Origin of the sequence: Bacillus sp. TE8-1 (assembly GCF_008368855.1) — a bacterium.
In the GTDB taxonomy this organism is placed as follows: Bacteria; Bacillota; Bacilli; order Bacillales; family Bacillaceae_G; genus Bacillus_A; species Bacillus_A cereus.
Map to the genome: position 1 here is coordinate 16,992 of NZ_QPET01000016.1, position 25,775 is coordinate 42,766.

Here is a 25,775-nt window from a genome sequence, read left to right on the forward strand (position 1 = left end):
ATTCTTTATTGAACCAAGCCTCTGAGCAGCACATCGGAACCTATTATTAGGGGATGGTGTGACGGGAGCTCCCGTTATAGAGCTATGGTATAAGCATGAATTAGAATGCAGTACCTGATAAGGTTAGTATGGTGACATATTAACAAACTAGGGTGGCACCGCGATGATAAATCTCGTCCCTAAGATTAAAAGTCTTGGGGGTGGGATTTTTTTATTGTTGTAAAACAATTTTGAAAGCGGGGGCCAAAAATGAAAAATTTACTTAAAGATTGGAAATATCCTTTATTACTATTGTCCGGAGTTGGTATTGCGAATTTAGGGGCATGGATTTACTTAATAGCACTGAATGTACTTGTCTATAATATGGGTGGCTCAGCCTTAGCTGTTGCTACTTTATATGTAATAAAACCATTAGCCACTTTATTTACAAACGCTTGGTCTGGGAGTATGATTGATCGTTTAAATAAACGGAATTTAATGATTCACCTCGATATATATCGTGCGTTATTTATCGCTATTTTACCTTTACTTCCGTCACTTTGGATTGTTTATGTATTCGTATTCTTTATAAGTATGGCCAGTGCAATTTATGAGCCAACTGCTATGACGTATATGACGAAATTAATTCCAGTAGAGCAAAGACAACGTTTCAACTCATTACGCAGTTTAATAGGATCTGGTGCATTTTTAATTGGTCCAGCGATAGCGGGGGTTTTATTAATTGCGAGTACACCAGAGTATGCTATATATATAAATGCTATAGCATTTCTCTTATCAGGATTCATTACATTACTTTTACCGAATCTTGATAAGAAAGAAGATTCGGATACAACTAGTAATACATTATCACTTACAGTATTAAAAAAAGATTGGAACACTGTTATAAATTTTAGTAGAAAACATGTGTATGTCGTATGTGTGTATTTCTTATTTCAAAGTATGTTCGTATTAGCAACTGCTACTGATTCACTTGAACTATCGTTTGCGAAAGAGGTATTACTACTAACAGATAGTGAATACGGTTTTCTAGTTAGTATAGCTGGTGCAGGATTTATTTTAGGTGCCATAACAAATACAATTTTATCAAAGAAATTAGCACCTTCATTTCTAATTGGAATAGGATCATTATTCATCGCAATTGGTTATATAATTTATGCTTTTTCAAATGTATTTTTAATAGCTGCTATTGGATTCTTTATTTTATCTTTCTCTATGGCATATGCAAATACAGGATTTTATACATTTTACCAAAATAACGTTCCCGTTCATATAATGGGACGGATCGGGAGTATATATGGACTTGTTATTGCGTTAGTAACAATCTTTATTACAATATTATCTGGTGTTGCGACTCAGTTCATTTCTATACAACTTGTAGTTATTGTAGGTTCATTGATCATGTTATTTATTACTATCGTCTTGTGTGTGTTTACTTTATTCCCATCACAATCTAAGTTGTATTCTACTGAATCAATAAAGTGAAACTTTAATCAGGGGGGGCATCCTCCGCTGATTATTAGCCCTCACCAATCGGGCTTTTACGGGCAGCAGGGCCCCCACCTCATTTCTTTGCTTCTACTGAATTTTGAGATGGGGGTCTTACTGCTCATAAATAACGGGATAACTTCGAAATGAACTTTGTGTTCTCATTAACAATTTATCGTATTTAATAAGAGGGTTCTTTCCTCTTTATATGGAAAAATTAATATGAGGAAAGAACAATACCGAAAGATAAGGGTGGTTGTCGTGATAAAAACAAAAGATGAAATTGATAAAATTGTAAAAGAAATACAAAAGAAAATAGATTTCTCTGGAGTAGTTTTAGTAAAAAAAGAAAAAGATTTAGTCTATGAAACAGCATTGGGTTACGCAAACCAAAGTGAATGTATAAACAATACGATACAAACAAGATTTGGCATTGCCTCAGGATGTAAAATCTTCACTGCAATTGGCATCTGTCAACTTGTTGAAAAAGGTGTTATTTCTTTTCATACAAAATTAAAAGATTGTCTAGAGATAAAATTTCCAAACTTCGATGAAGATATTACAATACATCAACTACTAACGCATAGTGCTGGTATACCAGATTATTTTGATGAAAGTATTATGGATAACTTCGAAGACCTTTGGAAACAAACACCTATGTATCTATTAAAGAGCGTAAAAGACTTTTTACCATTATTTCAAAACAATAATATGATGTTTGCACCTGGAAATAAGTTTCACTACAACAACGCAGGTTTTATTATACTTGGATTAATAATAGAAGAACAGACGGGACTTAAATTCACGGAGTATATAGAAACAAACATTTTTAATCCTGTTGGTATGAATGATTCTGGCTATTTTTCGTTAGATAGATTACCAAGACATACAGCTCTAGGATATATAAAGGACGAAACCAACCAAAATTGGAGAACAAACATCTACTCTATACCAATAAAAGGAGGAGCTGATGGAGGTGCATATGTTACTGCACCAGACATGCTGAAATTTTGGGCGGCACTATTTAATAATGAAATTTTAGGAAAGGAATATACAAGGTTACTTTTAACTCCCCACATTCAAGTAAATGATAAACAATCTTACGGATATGGAATATGGATTGAAACACGAGAAAACAAGGTATTCAAATATCATGTAATGGGATATGATCCAGGCGTCAGTTTTCGCTCGGCCATATATCCAGAATTAGGAATCGCTTTAGTTATTCCATCGAATAAAGGGGCAGGACCCGAAAAATTAATGACAGAAATAGAAAGAGCTTTTTAATTATATGGATATAAAAGAAGAGATACGAAAATAATTTAAACGGGTTCATGCTTGTTTCTGTTTTGAAAAATATTTTAGTTAACGAGGAACCCTATATTCATTTAATAAGGGTTTTTTGTAATTCCGCACAATTATATATAAATATATGGATTTTTAAATAAAAAACATTACTATATAGTTGTAAATTTTAATTATTACTTCATATGAAAGGATGTGTTAACAATTTGTATATGATCAACGGTAGTTTGTTTATTATTTTAGGGGTTATTTGTTATTTAATTGTACGTGGAATATTAATTGGTACCAAAAATAAAAAATATGTGATTTGGTGGAAAGAACTAGTAAGTTTTTTATTCGTGGTCTACATTTGTATGGTTGTTGCAGTAACTTTATTCCCTTTACCAATCGGTTTTCCTTCTAATATTGAAAATCTGAATCGCTCGGTCAATATAATACCATTTGCATCAATTATTAAAGACATCAATCAAATTGGTAGTGCTTATGATGGAGATGCCCTATTTATGATTGGTCTAATTGTAAGAAATGTAGGCGGGAATATTTTATTATTAATGCCTTTAGGATTTTTAGCACCTATCCTATGGGATAAATATAAGAAATTCAAAAATACAATTTTATTAGGATTTTCTATATCAGCTAGTATTGAATTGCTACAATTAATTGAGTCGTTATTTAGTGGAGTGGGACGTATTACTGATATTGATGATGTGATTTGTAATGTTCTAGGTTCTATTTTTGGATATTGTATTTATAATATCTTTTTAAAAGCCATTAATAAATTTAACATTCGAGTGTTGGGTAAAACTAATTCTAAAGGTATGGAATTAGTTGATAAATAGGAGTTTAAACGAGTTATTAAAGGCGTACGAGTAAAAAGTACGTCTTTTTATTTTTATAAATAATGCTTAAGGCTGATGAGAAGGGGAGAATATAAGCTTTAAAGATAAACAAGTTTATAGGAGGATTCTAAATGGATATTTTACTTGTTGTTCTTATTATTGTTTTGATGTAAAGTAAAGAACGAAAAGTGAAAATAAACCGTATTTGGCTCATTTCGGCTTTGTTGTGGTTTGTAACAATCCAGTCCATTATTCATATGGGACAAATAACATCCCTTGTTTAACATTGCTAAGAACGGTAATACTAATTAACATTGAACTTTTACAACAAGGGATGATAATATGATATACATTTACACAGATTTTGGTGGAACACATACTACCTCACTAGCTGCAGCGTATCATTTAAATAAACTACCAACGGATCGTAAGTTAACGAAAGAAGAAATTTTGAATGTAGATTACTTTAATAAATTGAAAACAGAAGATATGGGAAAAATTATTTTTCATGGAATCGATGAACATGGTCATCCTGTATATACGATTGGATGTGGCGCATCAAAAGTTGTTGTACCAGCGATGAAGCATTTAGGAGAAATCTTGCAAAAACATTATCAAAGCCATGAAAAGATTATATTTTCTAATACATCACCAACAGTGCCTTTACCGATGACTTTCGGTGGGCTGTTTTCTAGAAGGTTCCATATCGATTTTATTGGCGTACCGTTACTCGTATGGGGAGCAAAAATTTGCTGTGATAATATACAAAGGCTTGTTAGTTATACAAAAGAAGCTGGACGATTAACAAATGATTATGTAGTAATTTTAGATAATGAAACTTTTAAATAGTATATGATAAGAAGAAAATCGAGCAAATTCCTTGATTTTCTTTTTTATTTGTGAAATAGACAAGAAATAGTCACATTTAATATACATCTACTATAGCCAAAACAATAAAGTCCTGTTACTATTACAGGGATATTCTCTTTTCATAACATAAATATATAGAAAAATTAGAAAAGAGGAATTGAATTAAGGGAGGAACAACATGAATCGTGTTGCTTGGATTACTGATAGTACAACTGCGAGTTTTAAAACAGAAGGAGATAACTTTGTTATCCCAATTGAAGTTATTATTGATGGTGTGTCGTACAAAGATTGTGAAGAAGGTGTGCGTGAGCGCGTTTATAATGCTTTGAACGAAGGTAAAACTGTCACTACATCACAGCCTAACATAGGGGAAATGGTAGAGTTATTTTCGAAATGCAAAGAAGAATATGAAGAAGGATTTGCAGTTGCTATTAGCGGAAAAGTAAGTGGAACCTATCAAAATATGAAGTTAGCTGCAGAAATGGCAGGTTTTCCATTAACGGTATTAGACAGTGAAACAACAAGTTATCCAATGGATGAACTAATTAGAAAAGCGAAATCGTTATACAATGATGGTATGACTTTACAAGATATACACAAAACATTAGTAGAGGAAAAAAGAAGACCTTTCCACGTATTCCCGAAAAGTTTAAAAGGCCTTTATGCAAGTGGTCGTGTAAAGGGCATTCAATTTTTACTTGGAAGTTTATTAAGTGTTAACTTAATATTAGAAGTAAAAGGTGGAGAGCTTTTACTTGAAAAGAAAGTTCGTAAAATCCAAAAATGTCGAGAATATATTAAAAATGAACTTGAAAAAGAATTACCAAAAGTACTTCACATGTTCCATGCTAATGATAAAGATGGAGCCGAGGAATGGATTGCAGATATTAGACAAGCATTCCCTGAAATGGATTTCAAATTATATCCATTACCAATTTCATTTGCGGTTCATGCAGGTGAAGGTACAATAGCAATTAGTTATTAAAGTAAAACCCGTGAATTATTTACGGGTTTTTTATTTAATTAAAATGAAATGTGATCTCGACATATCTCCATCGAGGTTAGAAATCGATGGTCGAGCTACCTTCTCATAGATAACTGTGGAATGCCTTTTTTATGACTTATCCAATTATTTCTTACAAGATTTAAGGAGGATTGAGTTGAAAATGAATTGATTAAAGTGTAAAATTACACTAAATAACACATTAGTTACTTTTGAGGGGGAAGTAAAGTGAATAAGGAGCATGCAATTGAACTTATTTCAATGAAAATAAAGTTAATACGCACTGAAAAAAGATATACACAAGATAAAATGGCTGAAGTTCTCGGCATATCAAAAAAAACGCTTGTTCAAATTGAGAAAGGGAGAACGAATGCAGGTTGGACCAACACTGTTGCTATTTGTGCATTGTTTAGAGATAGTGAAGTTTTACAGAATACTCTTGGGGATGATCCATTAGTAGTAATCGAAACAATGGCCCACAATAGCACTAACAACTTCAAAGAAAAAACATTGGGAGGAAAAGTCTGGTGGAAGCAGATTCAAGAAAAAGGGAACTTTCGCTTACAACAAAATCTAATTAGTCAGCATTATCGTATTCTAGACAGACAGGATTACCGTTGGTTTAATTCGTTTGATTTAGAAGAAACGCTAAATCAACTTAATAAATTAGCAACGAATTCAGAACATCAAATAACCAGAACTACAATGAGCGAAAATAAATAGGAGGAAATTACATATGATCATCTTGCATTTTCTTTGGATTTACTTTATGCCAATTTACTGGTTATGTGGATTTATAGGTGGAATCTATTTAATTATTGCAGGTATCAAATATCTTAAATTACTTGTAAGTGTAATGGGATTACTTTGTCTTACCCTTGTCGTGTTACCTATTGTTTGTTGGGGGACAGGGATTAATGCGGAATTTCTTCTTACACCCGTTTCCAACTTTTCACTATTCTCTTTAAGTGGGTTAATAGCAGGATTTATTGGATTGTGGTCAAAAATTAAAGGCATAAGAAATATGGGATTTACTATTTTTACTTGTGGAGTAATAGGTGCCCTATTCTATTATTTAATGTCTATACCCGATTCATACTATATAGGATAGTTTTTCAAAACTCAGTTCATTTACAAACAAAAGGATAGTGAAACAGGAAAAACATTATTTCTATTCTTTCTGTCTAACTTATTAAATAAAAAGGAGGTGCTATAGAACTGGTAGCGTTTCCTTTTTCACATGAATCATTCACCTATCAGATAGGTTGCGCTCCAGTACGTAGTAGGTAGCATATCAATAACTAGCTATAATTTCTACATTCTCTGACTTTAAATGATAAAGGAGATGTTATCACAGTTGTTCCTGCAAAGAAAAAATGAATAGTTGTAGTAAAAACATTCTAGAATACAGAAGCTTAGGAATATTGGATATAAAATATGATAAATACGAGGCATAAGCCAGTTTACAATTTTTATGTCAACACTACAAACTTGACATGTGTGTATTTCGTTTTGCACTGTAAATCATTCATATTAAGTAATAGAATTGTAGGAATATATAATAGAATATTCGCACTAATATTTATACAGCTACAATCTATTTACATATAAGGTTATTGGGATTATATTGAAAATGAAAGAGAAAACAATAGATGGAAGGGGATGTTTTTTATGTTTAAAAAAGCAGCACTAGGGATTTCATCGTTAGCAATCACAGCGTTCGTCGGATTAGGAATGGCAACAGAAGCTTCAGCTGGACCAGCAGCACCACTTACTTCACTAAACGTCGTACAAGTAGAGTCTGAGCTAGGCGGGGTAGAAACAATTAATCAGAACAGCTTCAGCACATCGCGTAACCACGGGGGAAAATATTTATATATTACAACGAAAGAAATGGGCTATGGCCAAAACCCATTTGCTAAAATGAATGGTTCTAATGTAAAAAGTATTGATTCCACTATAATTGGCGGAAGACCAATCGTTGGCTGGTATTATAAATGGGATGCTTCTGGACACCAACAAGGAACGTTTGAGTACCAAAAGACATCTATAAATTCACCATTTAATACAATGCGTACATCAATTTATATCCAATAATTTTGAAAGCGTTCGCACATATAGAATAGTAAAAAAGGTACTTCTAGGAGTACCTTTTTTTGATTTGAATCACGTTCATCTATATTTACAATCCTGATTTCACAGCAAAAATACTTACCATAAAACAAAATCCTTAAACGTCTATAAAATTAATATGAACGCGTAGTACAAGTCCGCTACAGTTAAAGTACGTAACTTTACATATTTCAACTCAATGAAGAAGGAAGAAACTGTAGTACTTACGCCACAGTTTTTAATTTATCCATGAACTCATAGTTTAATTTTAAGTTTTTTAGATATATAGACATAACCGTACTACCTGCTACCCTTTTTTTAAATTCAAGATTAAAAAGAGTAGCTAAACTTATATAAGCTTAGCTTGATGGATATGTGGCGGAACTCTAAAATTAATTACATCTTTTTCATAATATAAACAATTTTATATAGGGAGATGAAAGGATTTTTTAAAATAATAAAGAAGTATGTATAAACAAATATATAAATGGTAGTGATTAGGATGAAAATCAGTAAGTTTGCAGAAGTAAATAATGTAAGTGTAGATACGATTAGACATTATATGGATCTCGGACTCGTTATTCCTGAGAAAAAAGGAAGTCACTATTTTTTTGACGAGTATTGTCAAAAGGATATAGAACTTATATTAGAGTACAAATGGATAGGGTTTAGCTTGAATGAAATTAAAGAACTGTTTTTTTATAAAAATTTAGGGAAATCCTTAGACTATGAAAAGGATATTTTTTATCAATCTATATTTAAAGTAAAATATGAAAAGATTGAACAAGAGATAAAAACCTTAAAGGAACGAAAAGATAAATTAAAGAAAACGTTAAATAATTTATCTATAGAAACTGAAATTTCGAGTTCAATTTTAGGGGTAGATTTAAAAGTACTTCATTTATTTAAATGTGTTAAGTGTAACGGAAATTTAATTCTTGAAGATGGGATTATTAATAAGAATCAAATTATTGAAGGAAAGTTAATTTGTAATTGTGGTGAAGAATACGCGATTATTTCAGGGGTTTTAACAGCTGGTAACTCGTTGAAAGCGTATGAAAAGACATCACTTGAAGATTCTATTTCGGATTATATCCATGAAACCGATACTGCTTTTTTGGAAAATGTTCAAAGAGGAGGAGAATGGTCAAAAAAGAAACTAATGCAACTAGATTTAAATGAAAAAATACTACTTGATTTAGGGTCTGGTATTGGGTTCTTTTTACGAAATATTTATGAAGAACTACCGGAAAATTGTTTATATATTGCTGTTGATCGAGATTTGAATAAACTTTTACTTTTAAAAGATGTAATTGAGAGAAGAAATGTGAAAAGAAATATTGTATTTATTTGTGCCGACTTTCTAAACATACCTATTCAGAGTAGTTCTATTGATATTGTAATCGATCAATCAGGTACAAGTAATTATAGTTTTGAACATGAGGAGTTCTTATTGCGCGAATTAAATTCCCTTTTTAAACACAATTGTTATTTATTAAGTTCATTTATTTTATTTAATAAATTTAGTATAAATAGCCAAATTGCACCTAGACTCCGAGGGAATTTTACATCTGCAAAAGTAACGAAAGAAATCCAAAATTTACAGTTTCAATCGATTGATGAAAGCACTTCAAATTATTTAAAAAGAGGCGGAAAGTACGAAGATTTCTTTGTTCAAGGAGAAGAAATTTATACATATTCATTTTTCGGAAAAAGATGGGGTTAACTCCATCTTTTATTTATTTTCCCTTAAAACTTTTCAAATCGTACATATTGCTATTGGGCTGACCCAAGAACTTACAATGTACGTAATACAAAGTTATGCAGGGGGGAAAATGATGGGAAGTTTACGATTACATATAGAAAATAAAAATAGAAACCAAGAACTAAGAAATATTTGTTTATATTCAATTGCAAAAACAGTATCACTATTTGGTAGCTCTATTTATAGTTTCGCATTAGGGTTGTATGTATTAAAAATAACCGGATCTGCTTTAAATTTCGCGATTACGCTTATTTTAGGAACGATTCCAATGATTGTTATGAATCCATTTGCCGGTGTCATTGCTGATAAGGTTGATAAAAAGAAACTCGTCGTTTGCATGGATGTATTAAGCGGGTGCTTATTAATAACTGTTTATATATTAAGCAACTATTATGGATTAAACTTATTCATTATTTATACTACTACCTTTCTTATGACCGTATTTACAACGTTTTTTGGAATAGGATTAGAGGCCGTAAAACCGAATATGGTTACTAAAGAACGGTTAATGAGTATTAATTCTATAAGTAAAATTATCGATTCTATATCTTTAATTTTAGGGCCTATGTTAGGGGGCATTGTTTTTGCAGTCTTTGATATGAAAACTTTTATAATTATTAACGGTATTTCATTTATCCTTTCGGCTATATCCATATTGTTTATAAACTTTAAATTGTGCGAGCAAAACATAAATGAGGAATGTTCAATTAGAGAAATTAATTTTATTGAAGATATAAAGGAGGGATACTCTTACTTATTGGAGCGGAAAAGCTTAAAAAATACTTTTAGTATTTTAATTTCCCTTAATTTCTTTTTAGGCTTTGCTGTAACCGTTCCGTTGCCATACATTATTAACACAGTTCTCAATCTTAATTCTAAGCAATTTGGTATGATTCAAGGGACTTTTCCGATAGGTATGATAGTTGGTGCAATATTAGTGAAAAAGATAACTGATTGTTATTCTTATTCTTATCTATTGAAAAAAATAAGTTTTATGTTGGCAATTTTTATGATAGTTTCAGGGATACCTGTTTTATTTAAATCTATTGTAGTAAATAATTTGGTATATGTTACTACGTATTGCATGATTATGTTCTTTTTAGGATTTATGATAGCACAAATTGATATTCCTTTAATGTATTTCATGCAAAATGAGATTCCTGAAGAATATAGAGGAAGAGTTCTTAGTATTGGATTAAGCTTAGGTAAAATAATGCAACCAATAGCACTTGCAATATCAGGACTATTATTAAATTTCATTCCAGCCTACACGCTTCCCATTGCAGGGGGGATTGTATTTTTTACTTTGAATAAAATTTTAGCAAATAAGTTTAATTTAGAAATTCATTCAAAAGATTATAGTGTTTAACGTAACTTAAAAAGCGCAGGATTAGCATCCTGCGCTTTTCTATCGTAATTCAGCTGTTTTTCTAATAACAATCTTATCAATATCATCTTCTTCATCACCAATAAATAACCCGCGCTCTTTTAAATACGCTTCAAAATATAAATCTGCTTCTGCACGTTCATCATATGGTTTGACAGATAGAACGAAACCTAATTTGTTTTGTTCTTCTAAATGAGAAGTGGAAATGTATGCCGGTACATTGTGGCGTAAAAAGAGTTCTTTAACCGGAATAATCATATCTTTCATTAATTTCGTTAACATACCCATTTCAAACTCGAAATTAAAGCGATCTATACTAGATAAATCAGCGAATACTACACCGATAAAACCTGTATTAAATACTTCTTGATATTCTACATCTTCGTCATGGCCGCCGTAAAAATTCTTTTCGATTAAATAATTTACAAAATAAGCAACGCCATCACTTTGTTCAAATGGTTTCGTTGAAAGAACAAAGCCAATTTTCTTTTGTTTATGTAAATATACACATGACATGTATGCTGAAATGTTATGTTCTTTAAACAAAGCGCTTGTTGCTCCAGAGAGACCATCTAATACGTGATGAACAATTTGAAGTTTTTTACGAGCGAAATAATAGGATTTCTTTTGTAACTCCAATGTATCAATAAAGACAGAGCCGATAAAGCCTGTATTTGAAATAATAGGTGCTTGCTTTTTTCTTCCTCTGCGCTTTAATGGAGCCATTGTTAAAATCATCCCTTCATGTACGTTTAAAATAAAAAAAGAACGTTTGTTCGTATAATTATATTTTACTATTAAAACGCTATAAAGTAAAGGGTTTTTGATGAAAATATAACAAAAAAGACACCTTATAAAAGGTGCCTTAAACGCTGTAGGGAATAGGGTTTACCCTAACTATTTATATTATGATACAGAAACAATCTCTTCTGTATCTTCTACATCTAAATGACAGTCCATAGTACGAACATCTTGATCTTCATGACTTCCGAAATAAATAGTAATTTTCATATGTATCGCTCCTTTATTCTAGGAATACCTAAAATAATTACTAGTAATGTTAATATTTATTATATACCACTTTTTTCATTCCGACAACGTTATATTATTTTTAATTATTTTAAACTATAGAGCACAATTTAAAGAGGTACTTTTTATAAAAAAAGGTAAATTTCTAATATGTTATATTTAATATAGAGAGATTCGAGTATTACTTTTTATGAAAAGGAGAACTATTGATGAATTATAAACAATTACTAATAGATAACTTTGCATTTAAAACTTCATATGTTGCGCAATTTGTGCCCGGAATGAGTATAAAAGAAACGAAAGATTATATTGCTGTTGATTGCGGATTACCTGCCGATACATTCAATATCATCACTCTACTGAATAATAATTTAACGGAAGGGGTCGAGAAATTATATAAGGAGGTAGAATACTATAATCAAAAGAAATTTCCAATGAGTGTTTGGTTATGGGATGAGGAGCAAGAGCGGGATATAAAAAGCGAGTTAAATAAAATCGGTTTAAAAGAAGCGGAGCAAAATATTGCGATGGTAGCAGACTTAAAAATAATTTCTCCAACAATACACATGCCAGTAAGTTTTACAATTCAACAAGCATCTTCACCTGGACTAATAAAAAAATTTGGAGAAACGTTAGCTAATCTATTCGGCACATCAGAAGAAGCTATACATGTACAAGCATTCTATAATCAAATTTCTAATCTTGATTTATGGAACAGTGAGAATATGAAACTATTTTTAGGATTTTATGAAGGTGAAATCGTAACTGTTGGTTCATTGATATGTTCAAAAGATAGTATTGGTATTTATGACATCGCAACGAAAGAAGAAATGAGAGGACGAGGATTCGGATCTACTATGTTCAATTTCCTTCTGCAAGAAGCACATAAATTTAAAAATACGTATTGTGTATTACAAGCTTCACCCGATGGAATCAATATTTATAAAAAATTGGGATTTCAAGATATCGGCAAAATGACTGTATTGGAAAATCGACATTTAATTGAGTAAATCATTCAAGTTAAATCGTCTTTATATAGGAGCTTATAAATCGTTATGAAAAAGATATATCTCGTTACAATAATTTGTGCATTTATAGTAATAAGTATCTTTGTTTTTCAGAAAATAAATGAACATAAGTATACTAAAGCTATTAATCAATCAAATCATATAAAAAATATCGCACATAGAGGTGCTTCTGCATATGCGCCTGAACATACAATAGCAGCATATAAATTAGGACAAAAAATGAATGGAGATTATATAGAAATTGATCTCCAAATGACAAAAGATGGGCATTTAGTGGCAATGCATGACGAAACCTTAAACCGTACAACAAATGGTACTGGGCTAGTGAAAGAGCATACATTAGAAGAAATAAAGCAACTAAATGCAGATTCTTTTTTCAACGAAAAATATCCGAACTTAGCAAAGAAAGAATTTGAAAATGCTAAAGTCCCAACATTAACAGAAATTATTGAAATGTTTGGGCATAACGCAAACTATTATATTGAAACAAAATCACCTAATGAATATCCAGGAATGGAAGAAAAATTATTAGAAATTATTAATCACTATGAAATACAGGATAAAGTTATTATTCAATCGTTTAGTGAAGAAAGTCTGCAAAAGATTCATAGCTTAAATAGTAATATATCTTTAGTACAATTATTACCTTATAAAAAAGCAGTTCAATTAACAGAATTAGAGATAGAAAAGTATAAAACGTACTGCATAGGTCTTGGTATGAATTACAAATATATTGATTCAGATTATGTAAATAAAATAAAGAAAAACGGATTAGAAGTTCATCCATTTACAGTAGATAATGAAAAAGATATGAAAAAGTTACTTTCATGGGGAGTCGACGGGATGTTTACTAATTATCCGGATCGTTTACATTCAATATTGGATTTGAAAAGTCATGAATAAGAAGTGTTATTCATAAAGGGAAAATTTACACAACCTATATATTAGGATTAATAATGCAAGGTGGCATGTTGCATATAAAAAGAAAATACCAAAAACCGCAACTAGAAGACCTGGGTTGCGGTTTTTTTATTGCTTCGATTTCAGTTTACAAAGTTTGAAGCTAGAAATGTAAATCTATTTAGATGAATTGGCTTCTTATGTATTTGTACTTCGGATCGTTCTAGGTATATGTACAACCCATGAGACGAGTTTTGCATAGGATAATAGAAAAGGAGATGTTGCATATTGAAATACCACAATAGAAATGTAAGTAATCTGAATAAATTAGCGGATAATACGAAAGCTGCAGCTTTTAAGTGGTATCAGTACTGTATCGACAATGGAATTGAAGTATTAATTTATGAAACAATCCGTACGGTCGAGCAACAACGTGAATATGTTCGTAAAGGAGCATCACAAACGATGCGCTCATATCACTTAGTAGGACAGGCATTAGATTTTGTTCCAATTCAGTCGAATGGTACAGAAGATTGGAATGGCTATAATAAAGAACCGTGGGCATCAGCAATTCGTTATGCTAAACAAATTGGCTTTGAATGGGGCGGTGACTGGAAAGGATTTGTGGATAGCCCGCATTTGCAATATAACTACAAAGGATATGGAACGGATACTTTTGGAAAAGGTGCTCAAAACGTAGTGACTCCTCCCCCGTCGAATGATAGTGTAGGGATTGCTTATATTAACGGTAGTAATGTAAATTTACGAAAAGGACCTGGTACTGGATATGGCGTTATTCGTCAATTAGGGAAAGGAGAGTCCTACAAAGTATTTGGACAATCAAATGGCTGGTTAAATCTCGGTGGCGATCAGTGGATTTATAACGATCCATCATATATTCGTTATACGGGAGGAAATGTACCAACACCTTCACAATCATCAAACGAGGGTGTAGGTGTAGTTACTATAATCGCTGATGTATTGCGTGTTCGTACCGGCCCAGGAACAAATTACGGCATTGTGAAAAACGTGTATCAAGGTGAAAAATATCAATCATTTGGATATAAAGATGGTTGGTATAATGTTGGTGGAAATCAATGGGTTTCTGGTGAATATGTTACGTTTGTAAAGTAAAAATAAGAGCCGTCCTGTTGGGCGGCATTTTATTTTAAATATTCATAGGGCGAGCACTCATGATATCATTCGTGATACATAGAGTATAATTTTTCATTCTAATAATCAGAAAGTAATCAAAATGTAATTAATTTCAACTACGCTTTTTATATTTTTTTGATACACTGGCTACGAGGGGGATACCAATTAAGGTGGGTAAAAACCAAAACCATATTGGCGGAAGTAAATTTATAATAGGAATATGGATGCCGACATTTACTAAAAGTGCGGTGACTGCCCCTATATAAGAACCTAACATACCTCTAATGTGGTGATGGAGCCAATTTTTCCAACGTTTTTTTCGTGCAAGGTATCCATAAATCGCAAATGAATAAGAGAAGATTGCTACATAAAATAAATATGCAATTTTATCCCAGTTGATAATGGATAATAGTATTGCCGTAAGGGTAATGACAACATAGGATGCATGATATATTTCGCCCCATTCGGTATGTTTTCCTTTCTTCTTTTGGGCAACCATCGCTACAATACCAGTGATTAAGCATATTGTTCCAAATAGGATGTGTACGGTTAAAAGAATGTTAAAAATGCTCATAATAATTCCTCCTTTTTTATTTTTATAGTATTGCAGTATAGGAGAAAAGTTGAAAAATATAGTTAGTTCGGCTTAATATATTGAAATAAAGGTACTCCTAGAACAAAATCCAATGATTGAACTATTTTCTCAAATTTAGTGAGCTGATTATTATGTTAAATGAAGGAGAGACTTCTATGTTTACATCTATTACATATTTACAATCGGGCAATGACAAGCAACAAAAAATATATGATGTTTTGAATAGCCTAAACATAATGGAAGATTTAGCTTTATATAATCCCGTTCTTTGCGGGACAATCCCGATAAGAATTGATACTCCTCAATCTGACTTAGATATTGTAATGGAAGTATATAACTTTGATGTTTTTGAGCAGGAAATGAGATCTTTATATGGTTCTTATGGAGGGTTCAACATTAAAAAGAAAAAAATTAAAGGTACTGAATCGATAAAGGTGAATTTTGAATTCGAAGGTTTTGAATTTGAATTATTTGCTCAACCTAAGCCAGTGCGTAATCAAAATGCATATAGACATATGATAGTGGAGCACATGTTATTAATGCAGCATCCCCATATAAGGGAAGAAGTTATTCACTTAAAGGAACAAGGTTTAAAAACAGAACCTGCTTTTGCTCAAGTATTAAATATTGACGGAGATCCTTATGAAGAACTTATTTTATTAGGGCAGGAAATGAAATTGTGGTAAATAAGATACATAAAAAAATCCTCCAAAAACAAAAGAGGATTTTTTTATGCCGTTAACTTCCGAATTAATTCACTGAGCAATTTAATTCCGTTAGTCATTTGTTCTGGAGTAGCATATCCATATGATAAACGAATGTACTGATCTGATTCTTCTTCATAAATACGTCCCGGATTTAAAAGAATTCCTTTTGATAGTGCCTCTGAAAATAGTTTTTTCATCGGAATGTTATGTACAACTTTTAGCCATATAAAAAATCCACCACTAGGAATATCCCATGATGCAATATCTGCACAATATTTATTTAAAGCTCGTATCATTATTTGTCTTCGTTCTTTCAGGTGCATTCTTACGTTTGCTACATGTGCTTCATAAAAACCTTCATTTATCCATTCAGCAGCTACTCTTTGAGATAAAGAGCTGGATCCATAGTCTGTTTGCATTTTTATATCTGACAATCTATCAATAACAGGTTCTGGTCCAATTATCCATCCAATTCTAAGTCCTGGGCTAAGTGTTTTAGAGAGACTACCAATATATAATACATGTCCATGTTTATCCATCGACTTTAAAGGAGCTGGAGGTGATTCATCAAGCCATAACTCTCGGTAAATATCATCCTCGATGATAGGCAATTGCTCTTTTTCACATATTTTTAATATTTCTTTTCTTCGCTCTTTGGACATCAATATCCCCGTTGGATTTTGAAAACAAGGGATTGAATATAAAATATTATTCTTTTGACTATATTTAATTCGTTTTAATAAGTCGTTAGGTAAAATACCGTGATGATCCATTGATATACCGGATAAATTTATATTTGCTGATTGAAAAACATGAAGTGAATATAAGTAAGAAGGTTGTTCAAGTAAAACAGTTGATTTTCTATGTAAAAGACCAATTGATATTAATTGTAATGCTTGGAGTGCACCAGAGACTATTAATATAGAACCCGGTGATGCATGTATTCCAAATGATTTTACGTATTTGCTTATTGCTTCACGTAACGGATAAAAACCTTTTTGTTCTTCGTATCCGAAATAATCTAATTCCTCACTGACGTTTTTAATTATAGATTGCATAGTTTCGAGCGGGAAAAGGTGAGGTGCAAGTTCACCTTTACTAAGATGGATAAGCGTTTTATTTGCTTCTGCTTCATTTATTTCTCGCACCATTAACTTACTTGGTTTATGAATACCGGCCTTTACATATTCACTCCAATCGGGCGGGGGATTAGTTGCTAATAATGACCATGTATTATTTGTTACAATTGTTCCTGCTCCGATTTGTCCTTGAATTAAACCATCTGCCATAAGTTCATCTAGCGCATTTATTACAGTACTTCGATTTACATGAAATAATTTTGCTAACTGCCGCTGACTAGGGATTTTACTTCCAATTGGCCATTCTCCGTTTTCAATTTTTTCTTTCATATAGTCTATTATCTGCCGATATTTGGGCACTTTTTTATCGGTTGTCATATAAAAAACTCCTTCGTTTATTTAAAAGATTCAAAGTGGTTGGTTTTTCCGATAAATAACTGGTTGAAGACATTGTATCAACTATTAAATATGATGAAAAGAAATAATTGGTAATTTAAAAATGGTTGGTTTTTTAGGGAAGGAGAGAAAATATGCATAATAAAAAATGGGATTTACGCATTATATGTGCTCACGCTTTGACAATTCTTATATGGGGAACTGCTTTTCCAGCAATTCGTATGGGGCTTGAATCTTATACGCCTGAACACCTTACTTTACTACGCTTATTAATCGCTTCATTTATACTTTTGTTATTTTCATTTATATACAAACTACGACTACCGGATTTAAAGGATATCCCAGCAATTTTTATATTTGGTGCTTTAGGGTTTACTATTTATCACATCGCATTAAATTACGGCGAAAAAACAGTAAATGCTGGATCTGCAAGTTTAATTATTTCAGTCACCCCAATAGTGACGGCAATTCTTGCTTCTGTTTTTTTGAATGACAAAATGAAATTAAATGGTTGGCTTGGTGGTGTAATTAGTTTTACAGGAATTGCCTTAATTTCATTTAGCCAGGGCGATGCTATTCAATTGAATAGCGGGGGATTATTTATATTATTAGCGGCGATTTCAGAAAGTCTATTTTTCGTTTTCCAAACATCTTACTTAAAAAAATACGGCTTCTTACCATTTACCATATATACAATTTTGTCTAGTACTGTATGTATGCTTATTTTCTTACCCGGAGTTTATCAAGAAATACTAGCAGCTCCTCTTGAAGTTAACTTGAGCGTTATATATTTAGGTGCCTTTCCAACAGTACTCCCGTATATTGCATTGGCCTATATTATATCTCGTGCTGGTGCTTCTGAAGCAACAAGTTCTCTATATTTAACGCCAATAACTGCGTGTTTCATTGCTTGGATATGGTTAGGAGAAGTGCCAACTTTAGTTTCGATAATTGGCGGAGGGATTACTATACTTGGAATTGTGATTGCTCATATACCGGTATTAAGAAAAGAAAAACATAGGAATTTAGCAAATAATCAATCCGTATAATGTAATTCAATAATAATTTTATGATACTTTTTTATATAGTTTCTTTCTTATGTTGATAAATATAATATTTTGTATTTCAGTTAAATATTGTATGTTACATTTTATGTAGTAAGCATTTTAAAAGGAGCTGACAACATAATGAATGGAAAAAGAAAAATTTTCACATGTATTTCTATTGTAGGAATCGGACTAGCTAGTTTTTCTAATTCTAGTTTCGCAGCAAGTGTAACGGACAATTCAATACAAAATTCTATTCCCGTAGTTAATCAACAAGTAGCTGCTGCAAAGGAGATGAAACCATTTCCCCAGCAAGTTAATTATGCAGGTGTTATAAAACCGAATCATGTTACACAGGAAAGTTTAAATGCTTCTGTAAGAAGTTACTACGATAATTGGAAAAAGAAATATTTGAAAAATGATTTATCTTCTTTACCTGGTGGTTATTATGTAAAAGGAGAGATTACAGGTGATGCTGATGGGTTTAAGCCACTTGGAACTTCAGAAGGTCAAGGGTATGGGATGATAATTACAGTATTAATGGCTGGTTATGATTCGAATGCTCAAAAAATCTATGACGGTTTATTTAAAACAGCAAGAACTTTTAAAAGTTCTCAAAATCCTAATTTAATGGGATGGGTTGTCGCAGATAGTAAAAAAGCACAAGGTCATTTTGATTCTGCTACTGATGGAGATTTAGATATTGCGTATTCTCTTCTTCTTGCTCATAAGCAGTGGGGATCTAATGGAACAGTTAATTATTTGAAAGAAGCACAAGACATGATTACAAAAGGTATTAAAGCTAGTAATGTTACAAATAATAACCGACTAAATTTAGGAGATTGGGATTCTAAAAGTTCACTTGATACGAGACCATCTGATTGGATGATGTCACACCTTAGAGCATTTTATGAATTTACAGGTGATAAAACTTGGCTTACTGTTATTAATAATTTGTACGATGTTTATACGCAATTTAGTAATAAGTACTCTCCAAATACAGGACTTATTTCAGATTTCGTTGTAAAAAACCCACCACAACCCGCACCTAAAGACTTCTTAGATGAGTCAGAATATACAAATGCATATTATTACAATGCTAGTCGGGTACCATTGAGAATTGTAATGGACTATGCGATGTACGGCGAGAAAAGAAGTAAAGTCATTTCTGATAAAGTCTCTTCATGGATTCAAAATAAAACGAATGGAAATCCTTCTAAAATTGTGGATGGTTATCAATTAAACGGATCCAATATTGGTAGTTATTCAACTGCTGTATTTGTTTCACCGTTTATTGCTGCAAGTATAACGAGTAGCAATAATCAAAAGTGGGTAAATAGCGGTTGGGATTGGATGAAGAATAAGAAAGAAAGTTATTTTAGTGATAGTTATAATTTATTAACTATGTTATTTATTACAGGAAATTGGTGGAAGCCTGTACCTGATGATAAAAAAACACAAAATCTAATAAATGATGCAATTTATGAAGGATACGATAATTAATTAAATTTGAGAATGGTTACTGAAGAAAGGAATTAGCATTCGCTAGTTCCTTTTTAATGTTTTGTAAAACATTATCCATTCTAAAATTCGCATAGATATACTTGCTTTTTTCATATACATAGTTATTGATGACTCTATGTTTTTATGAAGGGAGAGTATTTCTTGGAAAAAGTATTAAGTTGTTGTCGAAAAAGGGAATTATTTCGCTACGTTGAATATAAACATACATCCTCTATATAAAGGAGCTTACCATATTGAATATCCAGTTAAAGGTTGTTACGAGAGAGAATTGGGAAGATGCTTTAAAGTTACAAGTTAAAGATAATCAGACGAAATTTGTTCCATCTGTAGCAGTTTCACTTGCTAAAGTATATATAAAACCAGATGGGGACGCTGTAGAGTACCTACCATTTGCGATATACAATGGTGATCTAATGGTTGGTTTTGTTATGCATGCTGTTGTAAAAGAAACAACTGATATGTATTGGATAAACGGATTTATTATCGATCGAAAGCAGCAAGGTAACGGTTATGGAAAAGCGGCATTACAAGAAAGTATATACTTAATAAAAAATACGTTTAAGGCGTGTAAAGAAATTAGATTAACCGTACATAAAGATAATATCTCTGCAAAGAGATTATATGAACGATATGGTTTCATATCATTAGGACAGGAGTATGATGGTGAGCAAGTATATCGTTTATTTGTTTAACTATTAGGAAGTAAAGGTGTGAAATGAAATATGCAATTTACTGAAGTGAAAATTGAAGTGTTCATTCCTGAAGAATATATTGAAACATTAAGGGATGAATTAAATAAAATTGGAGCATGTAAAACGGGCGAATATGACCATTGTCTTTCCTATAGTTCAGTGAAAGGATATTGGAGACCTTTAGACGAGGCATCTCCTTTTAATGGAGAAATTGGGCGAATATGCGAAGGACAAGAATGTAAAGTTGAAATAAAGTGTAAACGAGAACTTATAAAAGATGCTCTTGAAGTTATTAATGATATTCATCCGTATGAAACACCTATGATTTATATTATACCAATACTAAATGACTATTTTGAGCAACTATACATTGAATAACTAGGAGGAATACCAATTGAAAAGTAAATTTCATCATATTGTACGAGCACTCATGATAAAAGATGAAAAATTATTAGTTGCTGAATATATTGACCATCATTATTTTTTACCTGGTGGCCATGTTGAAATTGGAGAATCAGCAGAGAATGCATTAAAAAGAGAGTTAAGAGAAGAACTTGGAGTAAACTGTATTATACAACAATTTTTAGGCGTCATAGAAAATCAATGGCAAGATAAAGAAGTGCTTCATCATGAAATTAACCACATTTTTGAAGTAGAGTCACAAGATTTACATACGGACTTAACACCGAAATCTAGCGAGTCTCATTTAGCATTTCACTGGATAGATTATAATAAAGAAGCCTTAAATCATTATGAAATCATGCCAATGCCTTTAGTGAAGGAATTACTAAAAAGAAAGGTAAATGATGAACTACTAAATTGTTGGATTAGTAATTTTTAAATCACTTTATTTATAGTAAATACGTCCATCAAATGAATATAAAGAAAATAGGCTAAAAAACAAGGTACATCACCTAGTGTAAGTTCATATTTTGTTGATGTACGCATTTAGTCTATAGTCTTGTTTCTACTTTGTTTACAAGAATTTATTAACTTTAATATTTGGACGAAATTTACATTTATAAATGGAGGGTTTCATAATGAATCAGTTTCAACAAGAACTACAATCATTAAACCTTAATGATTATCAAACTGGCAATGTTGTGTATTGGGATCAACAACAAAGTCAATATCCATACTACTATATTCAAGACGATGCACGTCGTTGTGGCGGATGCGGAGGTTGTGGTGGACGTTGCGGTGGATGTGGCGGTAGATGCGGTGGATGTGCAGGTCGTTGCGGCGGGTGTATAGGTTGTGCAGGATGTTTCGGTTGCTTTAATTGCTGGAACTGGTGGATCATTTAAGTATAGAACATCAAAGCTATTTTACTTGAAAGAAAGGTGTGAAAACTATTTTGCACTTTTCTTTCATGCTGTAATTTTGATGTGTATTAAGGGGGATTTATTTGTATACATATGATAAGTTGATTTCTTGGGTAGAGGATATAAAAGAAAAAAATCATAGTTCTGCTACAGCACTTTGTATTATAAAAGATAATAAAATCGTACTAGAGCATTATAGTGGTTATCACTCAAATACATCTACAACCAAGAGAGTAACAGCATCTTCACAATTTAACGTTGCTTCTGCTAGAAAAAGTTATTTAGGATTAATGATAGCGTATGCGCTTTATGAGGGGAAAATAAACTCTATTGATGATGAAGCGATAAAATATTTTAAAGACTTTGATCCTGCATTGCTTAGTAAAACGACGATAAGACATTTAGTAACACATTCGCACGGATTAGAAGAAACGAATGACAGGACAATTTTTCGTGAATTTGCACCGGGGCAATCATGGGCGTATAGAGATATTAATGTAAGAATGATGACACGTCTTATTTATCAGCTATATAACAAAAGTTTTCCTGAATTGTTAAAGGAGCGTGTGTTTAAGCCTGCTAATTTTCAAGAAACAGGTTGGAGAGTTCAGCGAGATGAAAATTTAGTTGACGTTGTTAATAATCCAAATGAAGACGCAATTAGTGAAATTGGTACGGTAGATGACGGTACTGAAAAAAATTTGTTTGTCTCAGCTAGAGAATTTGCGCAGTGGGGCAATCTTCATTTAAATCAAGGTGGGATAGATGGTAAACAAATTGTTCCAAAAGAAGTTATAAAAATCGCTACGAGTTTGCAGAGTCCAACATATATAAACAAAGAGCTACCACAAAATGGATTGTTTTGGTTCATCCAAAATGAGCCTGCGCGATTAAGCGAACTTGGTGAACGTGTTCCAAAAGGGGCTTATCAAATATTAGGGATTACTGGACCGACCATTTTAGTAATACCTGAATATAATGTAGTTGTTGCAAAAATGTATAACAAAAGATATAACTACGGCGGTGATAATTACTTATATTATTTACGTGAATTTAGTAATTTAGTCGCTGATACATTTAGTAACGGTAATAGGGCATAATTACTCCTATAACAAAAAGGAGTGATTGAAAGTGAAAGATAAAGTGAACAAAAATAAAAAACAAAATATAAAAGATGTAAATACAGAGCAAAATGCGATTTATAGCGATCCTAAAGATGCAGCTAATATGCAAACTGTACCGCAGCCGAAGGATTTTGATGAAATCGAATATTAATTTTTCATCCGACTATATGATGAATGAAAAATACGTCTTAAGTCTCATCACATATAAGAAATTATTTGATAACATATATACATAAGCATTTGAAAATGGCTTATCTTAACAAAGCTTTCTTTAGAAACATCTGATATAACCTGCAAAAGGCACTTCTTTATGAAGTGTCTTTTTGTGTATATGAACTTAATTACCATTTTCCGTACAGTATCTTGCAATTTATGATGGATATACTAACTGTGAAAATTCATGTCAAGATAAAAGAAGGGGACAGTTAGTATGAAACAAACTTCTATAAATCCGTTACTAATTGTTCTAGGTACAATCATTGTTCAAATTGGCCTTGGAACAATTTATACATGGAGTTTATTTAATCAACCCCTTGTAAGTAAGTTTGGATGGAATCTTAATTCAGTAGCGATAACTTTCTCCATAACAAGTTTTTCTTTATCATTCTCAACTTTATTTGCAGCCAAGTTGCAGAAAAAATTAGGACTTCGAAAACTTATTGCTACTGCAGGAATTGTTTTAGGACTCGGCTTAATACTTAGTTCACAAGTTTCTTCTTTACCACTATTATATTTATTAGCTGGTGTCGTTGTTGGTTATGCGGATGGAACAGCTTATATTACATCACTATCTAATTTAATTAAATGGTTTCCAAATCGGAAAGGGCTTATTTCAGGTATATCTGTATCAGCGTATGGAATGGGCAGCTTAATCTTTAGATATATAAACGGAAATCTTATCGATAACCTTGGTGTATCACAAGCATTTTTATATTGGGGTATTATCGTGTTACTTTTAGTGTTAATCGGATCGTTCTTCTTACGTGAGGCAATTGTAAGTAATGCTGTAACTGAAACATTACACAATGACTATACTCCGCGTGAAATGATGCGAACGAAACAAGTATATCTGCTATTTTTTATGTTATTCACCTCGTGTATGGGTGGTTTGTATTTAATCAGTATGGTAAAAGATATCGGCGTACAACTTGTTGGACTTAGCGCAGCAACCGCTGCAAACGCCGTTGCTATGATTGCGATCTTTAATACAGTAGGTAGAATCATTCTTGGGACGTTATCAGATAAAATCGGCCGAATGAAAATTGTCTCTGCAACGTTTATTATTATAGGTTTGTCAGTCTTTACTTTAAGTTTTATTCCGCTAAATTACGGAATCTATTTTGCTTGTGTAGCAAGTGTCGCCTTTTGCTTCGGCGGTAATATAACTATATTCCCAGCTATTGTCGGAGATTTCTTTGGATTAAAAAACCATAGTACAAATTACGGGATTGTCTACCAAGGTTTCGGATTTGGTGCGCTTGCAGGATCATTCATTGGAGCGATACTTGGAGGATTTCAACCAACTTTCATTATAATTGGTGTTTTAAGTGTTATTTCCTTCATTATTTCAATATTAATCCGTCCACCAACTGCAGAGAAGAAAAAGGAACTAAAACATTTACATCGGAAAGTAGCTTAATTTTAAAAAGAGTCCTCATACTAGGGCTCTTTTTTATTCCATTAACTTTGCTTCTTTACCAACTCATTAAAGACAGGACAATATCATTTTAAAATTGAATAGATAAGTAAAAAGGAGCGTGACACTTAAAATGAAAATAGTACAGCAGTGGGTACAAGAAGATAGTGATTACATAAGAGAGAAAGTAATTGAATACAATCAAAAATATCTCGCAGATGAAGAAAAAACACCTTCAGAAAAGGTTAGTTTCATAGTAAGAAATGAAAAAGAAGAAATAGTAGGTGGGGTAACAGCAATAACTTTTTGGCACCATATACACGTTGACTTTCTATGGGTTTCTGAAGAATATAGACATGAAGGTTACGGAACCAAGTTAATAAAACTTATTGAAGAATTTGCAATTGAAAAAGAGTGCAGGTTAATCAATTTAGATACTTTTAGTTTTCAGGCGCCTGATTTTTATAAGAAGCATGGATATAAAGTAATCGGAGTAAGTGAAGATCATCCGAAAGGACATAATCATTATTATTTAGAAAAACGGCTAAAAAGTATATAGAATTTGTTAACATTAGTATTTGGAATACACATGCAATAAGGGCGAGGTTATTATTAATTTCAGTATTAATTGAATCAATTTTTATTCTAAAACTGCAAGAACGTACTTTGGATAATCTTCCTAAGGTACGTTCTTTTTTTATATCAGTAGCCTATTCTTATTAACTCCACCAATAGTGGTAAAGGCAAGACTTAACTAACTTATATATATTAAA

27 protein-coding genes and 1 other annotated feature (1 of these 28 only partly in view) are annotated in these 25,775 nt (G+C 32.0%); of the genes, 24 read left to right on the forward strand and 3 right to left on the reverse strand.

The genetic code is table 11. The features are described 5' to 3' along the window. Window positions 1-184, forward strand: a binding site (T-box leader) (it extends 75 nt beyond the left edge of the window). A gap of 65 nt (window positions 185-249) precedes the next feature. From DN404_RS16895 to DN404_RS16940, 10 genes are all read left to right on the forward strand, one after another. Next, on the forward strand, window positions 250-1,482 hold the full coding sequence (locus DN404_RS16895; protein ID WP_149215265.1) for an MFS transporter: 1,233 nt from the start codon (window positions 250-252) through the stop codon (window positions 1,480-1,482). Window positions 1,483-1,746: 264 nt separating this feature from the next. Then, window positions 1,747-2,772, forward strand: coding sequence for a serine hydrolase domain-containing protein (locus DN404_RS16900; protein WP_000598050.1), 1,026 nt, complete (start codon window positions 1,747-1,749; stop codon window positions 2,770-2,772). A 224-nt stretch (window positions 2,773-2,996) separates the two neighbouring features. Next, on the forward strand, window positions 2,997-3,629 hold the full coding sequence (locus DN404_RS16905; RefSeq protein WP_000281844.1) for a VanZ family protein: 633 nt from the start codon (window positions 2,997-2,999) through the stop codon (window positions 3,627-3,629). 342 nt (window positions 3,630-3,971) lie between these two features. Continuing rightward, complete coding sequence (locus tag DN404_RS16910) at window positions 3,972-4,478, forward strand: DUF3189 family protein (RefSeq protein ID WP_000639421.1); 507 nt, start codon at window positions 3,972-3,974, stop codon at window positions 4,476-4,478. 199 nt (window positions 4,479-4,677) lie between these two features. Beyond that, on the forward strand, window positions 4,678-5,484 hold the full coding sequence (locus tag DN404_RS16915) for a DegV family protein (protein WP_025709375.1): 807 nt from the start codon (window positions 4,678-4,680) through the stop codon (window positions 5,482-5,484). A 246-nt stretch (window positions 5,485-5,730) separates the two neighbouring features. Then, the gene (locus DN404_RS16920) at window positions 5,731-6,225 is read left to right on the forward strand and encodes a helix-turn-helix transcriptional regulator (protein ID WP_001031006.1); all 495 of its coding nucleotides are present in this window, start codon (window positions 5,731-5,733) and stop codon (window positions 6,223-6,225) included. A 13-nt stretch (window positions 6,226-6,238) separates the two neighbouring features. Continuing rightward, window positions 6,239-6,613, forward strand: coding sequence for a hypothetical protein (locus DN404_RS16925; protein WP_000584709.1), 375 nt, complete (start codon window positions 6,239-6,241; stop codon window positions 6,611-6,613). Between the two features lie 560 nt (window positions 6,614-7,173). Beyond that, entirely contained in the window at window positions 7,174-7,599 is a 426-nt protein-coding gene (locus DN404_RS16930; RefSeq protein WP_000472917.1) for a DUF4879 domain-containing protein, read from the forward strand. 517 nt (window positions 7,600-8,116) lie between these two features. Then, window positions 8,117-9,340 (forward strand): methyltransferase domain-containing protein, encoded by a 1,224-nt coding sequence (locus tag DN404_RS16935; protein ID WP_006929666.1) that lies wholly within the window; start codon window positions 8,117-8,119, stop codon window positions 9,338-9,340. 112 nt (window positions 9,341-9,452) lie between these two features. Next, entirely contained in the window at window positions 9,453-10,748 is a 1,296-nt protein-coding gene (locus DN404_RS16940) for an MFS transporter (protein WP_149215266.1), read from the forward strand. Window positions 10,749-10,787: 39 nt separating this feature from the next. Here DN404_RS16940 and DN404_RS16945 read toward each other — a convergent pair whose 3' ends face one another. Beyond that, window positions 10,788-11,492, reverse strand: coding sequence for a hypothetical protein (locus DN404_RS16945; protein WP_000035355.1), 705 nt, complete (start codon window positions 11,490-11,492; stop codon window positions 10,788-10,790). Window positions 11,493-12,004: 512 nt separating this feature from the next. On the opposite strand from DN404_RS16945, the gene DN404_RS16950 reads away from it, so the two are divergent. The 3 genes from DN404_RS16950 (at window position 12,005) to DN404_RS16960 (ending at window position 14,857) form a co-directional block, all read left to right on the forward strand. After that, on the forward strand, window positions 12,005-12,805 hold the full coding sequence (locus DN404_RS16950) for a GNAT family N-acetyltransferase (protein ID WP_149215267.1): 801 nt from the start codon (window positions 12,005-12,007) through the stop codon (window positions 12,803-12,805). A 45-nt stretch (window positions 12,806-12,850) separates the two neighbouring features. Beyond that, a complete protein-coding gene (locus tag DN404_RS16955) occupies window positions 12,851-13,726 on the forward strand; it encodes a glycerophosphodiester phosphodiesterase (protein WP_149215268.1) in 876 nt (291 codons plus the stop codon). A gap of 285 nt (window positions 13,727-14,011) precedes the next feature. Then, window positions 14,012-14,857 carry an SH3 domain-containing protein gene (locus DN404_RS16960; protein ID WP_000873736.1) on the forward strand — a complete coding sequence of 282 codons (846 nt, stop codon included), beginning with the start codon at window positions 14,012-14,014 and terminating at the stop codon, window positions 14,855-14,857. Window positions 14,858-14,990: 133 nt separating this feature from the next. Here the strand turns inward: DN404_RS16960 and DN404_RS16965 are convergent, their stop codons facing one another. Then, window positions 14,991-15,452: a hypothetical protein gene (locus DN404_RS16965; RefSeq protein WP_006929674.1), complete on the reverse strand. Its 462-nt coding sequence runs from the start codon at window positions 15,450-15,452 to the stop codon at window positions 14,991-14,993. Window positions 15,453-15,628: 176 nt separating this feature from the next. Between DN404_RS16965 and DN404_RS16970 the strand changes: the two genes are divergently transcribed. Next, on the forward strand, window positions 15,629-16,159 hold the full coding sequence (locus DN404_RS16970; protein WP_000495168.1) for a DUF4269 domain-containing protein: 531 nt from the start codon (window positions 15,629-15,631) through the stop codon (window positions 16,157-16,159). A 44-nt stretch (window positions 16,160-16,203) separates the two neighbouring features. Here the strand turns inward: DN404_RS16970 and norG are convergent, their stop codons facing one another. Further along, window positions 16,204-17,637 (reverse strand): efflux pump transcription regulator NorG, encoded by a 1,434-nt coding sequence (gene norG / locus DN404_RS16975; protein ID WP_000205599.1) that lies wholly within the window; start codon window positions 17,635-17,637, stop codon window positions 16,204-16,206. A gap of 152 nt (window positions 17,638-17,789) precedes the next feature. Between norG and DN404_RS16980 the strand changes: the two genes are divergently transcribed. From DN404_RS16980 to DN404_RS17020, 10 genes are all read left to right on the forward strand, one after another. Continuing rightward, the gene (locus DN404_RS16980) at window positions 17,790-18,704 is read left to right on the forward strand and encodes a DMT family transporter (RefSeq protein ID WP_149215269.1); all 915 of its coding nucleotides are present in this window, start codon (window positions 17,790-17,792) and stop codon (window positions 18,702-18,704) included. Between the two features lie 138 nt (window positions 18,705-18,842). Continuing rightward, window positions 18,843-20,204 carry a family 8 glycosyl hydrolase gene (locus tag DN404_RS16985; protein WP_001013592.1) on the forward strand — a complete coding sequence of 454 codons (1,362 nt, stop codon included), beginning with the start codon at window positions 18,843-18,845 and terminating at the stop codon, window positions 20,202-20,204. A gap of 254 nt (window positions 20,205-20,458) precedes the next feature. Then, a complete protein-coding gene (locus DN404_RS16990; protein WP_149215270.1) occupies window positions 20,459-20,917 on the forward strand; it encodes a GNAT family N-acetyltransferase in 459 nt (152 codons plus the stop codon). Between the two features lie 30 nt (window positions 20,918-20,947). Continuing rightward, window positions 20,948-21,295 (forward strand): divalent cation tolerance protein CutA, encoded by a 348-nt coding sequence (cutA, locus tag DN404_RS16995; protein ID WP_149215271.1) that lies wholly within the window; start codon window positions 20,948-20,950, stop codon window positions 21,293-21,295. Between the two features lie 16 nt (window positions 21,296-21,311). Beyond that, on the forward strand, window positions 21,312-21,758 hold the full coding sequence (locus DN404_RS17000) for an NUDIX domain-containing protein (protein ID WP_063536512.1): 447 nt from the start codon (window positions 21,312-21,314) through the stop codon (window positions 21,756-21,758). Between the two features lie 199 nt (window positions 21,759-21,957). After that, complete coding sequence (locus DN404_RS17005; RefSeq protein ID WP_001071388.1) at window positions 21,958-22,224, forward strand: heterocycloanthracin/sonorensin family bacteriocin; 267 nt, start codon at window positions 21,958-21,960, stop codon at window positions 22,222-22,224. A gap of 101 nt (window positions 22,225-22,325) precedes the next feature. After that, window positions 22,326-23,342 carry a serine hydrolase domain-containing protein gene (locus DN404_RS17010; protein WP_149215272.1) on the forward strand — a complete coding sequence of 339 codons (1,017 nt, stop codon included), beginning with the start codon at window positions 22,326-22,328 and terminating at the stop codon, window positions 23,340-23,342. Window positions 23,343-23,373: 31 nt separating this feature from the next. Next, on the forward strand, window positions 23,374-23,517 hold the full coding sequence (locus tag DN404_RS30580) for a hypothetical protein (RefSeq protein ID WP_000653680.1): 144 nt from the start codon (window positions 23,374-23,376) through the stop codon (window positions 23,515-23,517). 279 nt (window positions 23,518-23,796) lie between these two features. After that, window positions 23,797-25,005 carry an L-lactate MFS transporter gene (locus tag DN404_RS17015; protein ID WP_086412063.1) on the forward strand — a complete coding sequence of 403 codons (1,209 nt, stop codon included), beginning with the start codon at window positions 23,797-23,799 and terminating at the stop codon, window positions 25,003-25,005. 130 nt (window positions 25,006-25,135) lie between these two features. Next, window positions 25,136-25,561 (forward strand): GNAT family N-acetyltransferase, encoded by a 426-nt coding sequence (locus DN404_RS17020; protein ID WP_000706904.1) that lies wholly within the window; start codon window positions 25,136-25,138, stop codon window positions 25,559-25,561. Window positions 25,562-25,775 lie beyond the last annotated feature (214 nt).